The organism is Candidatus Sodalis sp. SoCistrobi, assembly GCF_900143145.1.
Classification (GTDB): domain Bacteria; phylum Pseudomonadota; class Gammaproteobacteria; order Enterobacterales; family Enterobacteriaceae; genus SoCistrobi.
The window spans coordinates 1-5105 of record NZ_FRDB01000206.1 but is presented as its reverse complement, the minus strand read 5'-3'; the positions used below and the strand labels follow the sequence as shown (position 1 = coordinate 5105).

At 55.8% G+C, this 5105-nt stretch carries 3 protein-coding genes and 1 pseudogene; all 4 read left to right on the top strand.

Going from position 1 to position 5105, the window contains the following annotated elements:
* On the top strand, positions 1-229 hold a 229-nt coding region (locus tag CINSTRO3249_RS12615; protein ID WP_143146879.1), incomplete at its 5' end, for an integrase core domain-containing protein.
* Positions 230-268: 39 nt separating this feature from the next.
* Positions 269-856, top strand: coding sequence for a type II restriction-modification system restriction endonuclease (locus tag CINSTRO3249_RS12610; protein ID WP_217265398.1), 588 nt, complete (start codon positions 269-271; stop codon positions 854-856).
* Positions 857-858: 2 nt separating this feature from the next.
* Positions 859-2370: a DNA methyltransferase family protein gene (locus tag CINSTRO3249_RS12605; RefSeq protein WP_074013533.1), complete on the top strand. Its 1512-nt coding sequence runs from the start codon at positions 859-861 to the stop codon at positions 2368-2370.
* A 740-nt stretch (positions 2371-3110) separates the two neighbouring features.
* A pseudogene (nrdD, locus tag CINSTRO3249_RS12595) lies at positions 3111-4979 on the top strand (anaerobic ribonucleoside-triphosphate reductase); the annotation flags it as partial.
* Positions 4980-5105 lie beyond the last annotated feature (126 nt).

The window sequence follows — 5105 nt, the reverse complement described above, 5'->3', positions numbered from 1 at the left end:
CGGCGACTCCTACGATAATGCGATGGCAGAGAGTATCAACGGGTTGTACAAAACGGAGGTTATCCACCGCGGGAGCTGGAAAAACCGGACGGAAGTGGAGTTGGCCACGCTGGACTGGGTGGACTGGTACAACAACAGAAGGCTGCTCGGGCGGCTGGGTTACATCCCTCCTACTGAAGCCGAAATGAACTATTACGCTTTGCAATTAGCATCAGAGGAAGCGGCGTAGTATTGCCAAAATTACTCTCTAATAAACTCGGGGTTATTCATGTACGATGAACCGGCGCTATATGGGGTGACCGATGGTAAGGCGGTCGGCACTTACCTTGAGCACAAATTTACCTCCCATCTTATGGAACGCTATCGCTTCGGGGCGGGTAATTCGGCCAACGGCATCGATCTTCCAAGCCTGAATGTTGACATTAAGGTCACGAGTATCCGCCAACCGCAGTCCTCCTGTCCCTATAGGTCAGCGCGGCAGAAGATTTACGGGCTCGGCTACCATCTCATTGTGTTTGTTTATGAGAAAACGGATGATCCGGCCGCGCGCACCGGCCGGCTGAACATGATGCACACCATTTTCGTCGATAAGAAACGTACTGCGGACTTTCAGATGACGCGCGGCCTGCGTCAGATCATAGACAATGACGGCAATGCGGACGATATCGTTGCTTTCATTCAGGATAAGAACCTGCCCGTTGACGAAATAGAGGCGCGCAACATCGCGGAAGCGGTACTGCACGAGCCCCCTCTGCAAGGTTATCTCACCATTTCAAACGCGCTGCAATGGCGGCTGCAGTACAGCCGGGTTATCTCACAGGCGGGCGCCGTGGCCGGCCTGGAACGGGTGCGCTGACGATGGCCGGGAGAAAGGAGCGAAACGTCTGGCAATTTGGCGATTTTCAAACCCCGCTTGACCTGGCGCGCGACGTCTGTGCCGTTTTAACTCGCCGCGGCATCTCGCCGGGGGCGATTGTGGAGCCCACCTGCGGTCAGGGCGCTTTCCTGCAGGCCGCCGCCGAGCATTTCACCGCAGCGCGGCAGGTGCTGGGCGTGGAGATTAACGCCGCCTACGTAATGGATGCCCGGCTGCGCCTGGGAAATGCCGCCCGGGTGGAGCAAGGCGATTTCTTCAGCGTCGACTGGGACGCGGTGCTGGCCGGCGATCCGGGCCCTTGGTTGGTGCTGGGCAACCCACCTTGGGTTACCAACGCCGAACTGGGTCTGCTCAAGAGCACCAACTTGCCCACCAAAAGCAATTTCCAGGGTCATAAGGGGCTGGAAGCGCTTACCGGTAAGGCGAATTTCGACATTTCCGAATGGATGCTGCTTAATCAGCTTGAATGGCTTCGCGGACATGCCGGCTGGATCGCCATGCTCGTTAAGACCTCGGTGGCGCGTAAGCTGCTTCGCCAGGCGTGGCGGCGGGCTGATCCGGTCGGTCGGGCCGCCATCTACAAGATCGACGCCATGCAGCATTTTGGCGCGGCCGTCGAGGCCTGCCTTTTTATTTTGCCGGTAGCCATGGGGGCCTCCTCGCAAGACTGCGATGTCTTCGCCAGCCTGCAGGCTGCGGAGCCTGAATCCACCATTGGTTTCCACGACGGTTTCCTGGTGTCTGATGTACAGTCCTACGCCCGTCACCGCGATCTGATTGCCACCAACGCGCATTACGTCTGGCGCTCGGGGGTAAAGCACGATTGCTCAAAAGTCATGGAACTGGCAGAAACGGCTGACGGCCGGCTGACCAATGGGCTTGGGGAGCAGGTACACTTTGAGCCTGACCTCTTGTTCCCGCTACTCAAAAGCTCGGATGTGGCGAAAGGCAGGACAAGAGCGGATCGCTTCATGATTGTCACCCAAAAACAGATTGGGGAGGACACCGCCCTACTCGCCGACACCGTGCCGAAAACGTGGCGCTACCTTCTGGCCCACGCGGACAAACTCGATGCCCGGGGCAGCGTTATTTATCGGGGCAAGCCCCGCTTCTCGATTTTTGGCGTCGGTGCCTATACTTTCGCGCCATGGAAAGTCGCCATCTCCGGTTTCTATAAATCACTCAATTTTATGAAAGTGGAACCGATGAAGGGCAAGCCCGTGGTATTGGACGACACCCTCTATTTCCTGCCTTGCCGAGAAGAAGCGGAGGCGGACTTCATTATGGCCCTGGTGCGCTCAACCTCCTATATGGAACTTCTTGGCGCAATGGTCTTCAACGACGAGAAACGGCCCATCACCGCCGAGCTGTTAAAACGCATCTCCCTTGAACAGGTGGCGGACAAGCTGGGTAAAATCGAGCAATACCACGCTTTTACCCGACAGCCGCCACCGACGTACCTTCATCCTAAGCAGACCGCCGCACAGTCGTAATCGCTGGCCGGTAAAGCAACTCATTGGTTGGCCGTGCGCAGCGCGAGGGCTTAAGGTCATGCTGCGTCGCGCTGGGCCGCGTCGTACGGCGTTATACGCTATCAGGATGCGTTGCATATCATTTCATTGTTCAGTGTTAAGTCCTGATACCCGTATTGTCCCGTGTTCTGCCGCATTACGTAAGATGACGCTGTGCTGTGCTGTGCTGTGCTGTGCTGTGCTGTGCTGTGCTGTGCTGTGCTGTGCTGTGCTGTGCTGTGCTGTGCTGTGCTGTGCTGTGCTGTGCTGTGCAGCGTAGGGGGGCGTCAATTAATCACCGCCGTCAAGTCCGAATTTTTTGCCCGGATAAGGGGCAAAATCCGCCTTAATCTCCTTTTTCCTGCTATTTCAAGCGTTACCGCGCAGGCGGGTAAAAATCGTGCTGACCAGCAATTCATCTGAACATAAACTTTATTGCGCAAGGTCAATTTTTAGTGCGATCGTTGCGACCTTTATCTACATCTTGTGCCAGAATCACAGCATGTAGACTACATATAGTGCCTGCCGGGCGATGAGTGACATATCACCGGCAATCGGCCCGCCGTCGCTGCAACGGATAATCACTGGCGGGGCCCGCGTGTGTGCGCCGTAAATGCGCCCAGGGCTTAGCCGGTCTTCGGCAAATAGAAACACGTGTCATTTTCAGGCGCTGCCCGCAGGCGCGGCGCTTAAACCTTTCTCGGCATACAAGGAGTCACATCGTGCAACCGGTAGTGATCAAACGGGACGGATGTCAGGTCAATTTCGATGAACAACGTATTTGTCAGGCGGTTTTGCACGCTGCGCAAGCGGCGGGCGTAAACGACGCAGATTATTGCGCCACCGTCGCCGCGCTGGTGGCGCAGCAAATGGCGTCCCGATCCCATGTGGATATCCGCGATATTCAGGACGCCGTGGAAAATCAGCTGATGGCGGGTCCCTACAAAACCCTGGCGCGGCTGTACATCGAATACCGTCATGATCGCGATGTGGCCCGCGAGCAGCGCGGCAGATTGAACCAGGAAATCCGCGGGCTGGTGGAACAAAGCAATATGGCGCTTCTAAACGAAAACGCCAATAAAGACAGCAAAGTCATTCCTACCCAGCGTGATTTGCTGGCGGGGATTGTCGCCAAACACTACGCGCGCCAACATATCCTGCCGCGTGATGTGGTACTGGCCCACGAGAGCGGCGACATTCATTATCACGACCTGGATTACTCGCCATTTTTCCCTATGTTCAACTGCATGCTGATCGATTTGCAGGGCATGCTTACTCAGGGATTTAAAATGGGCAATGCCGAAATAGAGCCGCCGCGTTCTATTTCTACCGCCACCGCGGTCACCGCGCAAATTATCGCTCAGGTCGCCAGTCATATCTATGGCGGCACCACCATCAACCGGATAGACGAAATACTGGCGCCTTATGTCGCCGCCAGTTATGACAAGCACCGTACTATCGCCAGCGAATGGCATATTGCGGACGCGGAAGGCTACGCGCGCTCCCGCACCGAGAAAGAGTGTTACGATGCCTTCCAGTCGCTGGAGTATGAGGTTAATACGCTGCACACCGCCAACGGCCAGACGCCTTTTGTCACCTTTGGCTTCGGTTTGGGCACCAGCGCGGAATCACGGCTTATTCAACAATCAATCTTGCGCAACCGTATCGCCGGACTGGGTAAAAACCGCAAAACCGCGGTGTTCCCTAAGCTGGTATTCGCTATTCGCGACGGCGTTAATCATAAATTCAGCGATCCCAACTACGATATTAAACAGCTAGCGCTGGAGTGCGCCAGTAAGCGGATGTATCCCGATATTCTCAACTATGAACAGGTTGTGAAGGTCACCGGCTCGTTTAAAACGCCCATGGGCTGCCGCAGTTTCTTGGGGCCCTATGAGGAACAGGGGCAGTTGGTCCACGACGGCCGCAACAATCTCGGCGTCATCAGCCTCAATCTGCCGCGCATCGCGCTGGAAGCCAACCGGGACGAGGCGCGTTTCTGGCAATTGCTGGACGAACGGCTGCTGCTGGCTAAAAAAGCGTTAATGACCCGCATCGCCCGCCTGGACGGGGTGAAAGCGCGTGTTGCGCCGATCCTCTACATGGAAGGGGCCTGCGGTGTGCGGCTGAAGGCGGATGATAACATCGCCGAAATTTTCAAACACGGCCGCGCCACCATTTCGCTGGGCTATATCGGCATTCATGAAACCATTAATGCGCTGTTTGGCAATCGAACCCACGTTTACGACAGCGCTGAGCTGCGGGAAAAGGCGTTGGCGATCGTTGCGCGGTTGCAGGCGGCGACCGACAGCTGGAAGAAGGAAACCGGTTACGGTTTCAGTCTGTACAGCACCCCGAGCGAAAACCTGTGCGACCGCTTCTGCCGGCTGGACGCCGCCCAGTTCGGTATCATCGACGGGGTGACCGATAAAGGGTATTACACCAACAGTTTCCATTTGGATGTGGAAAAGAAGGTCAACCCTTATGACAAACTGGACTTTGAGGCGCCCTATCCCCCTTTGGCGAGCGGCGGTTTTATCTGTTATGGCGAGTATCCCAATTTGCAGCACAATCTGCGGGCGCTGGAAGATGAATCACCCCGGATAAATTAGAGTCTATACTTTAAAAGTGGAGGTCTCTATGACAACGACCAAACGTTACTCTCCGGAAGTCCGTGAACGGGCAGTTAATCTAGTGCTGGAAACTCAGCATGAGCA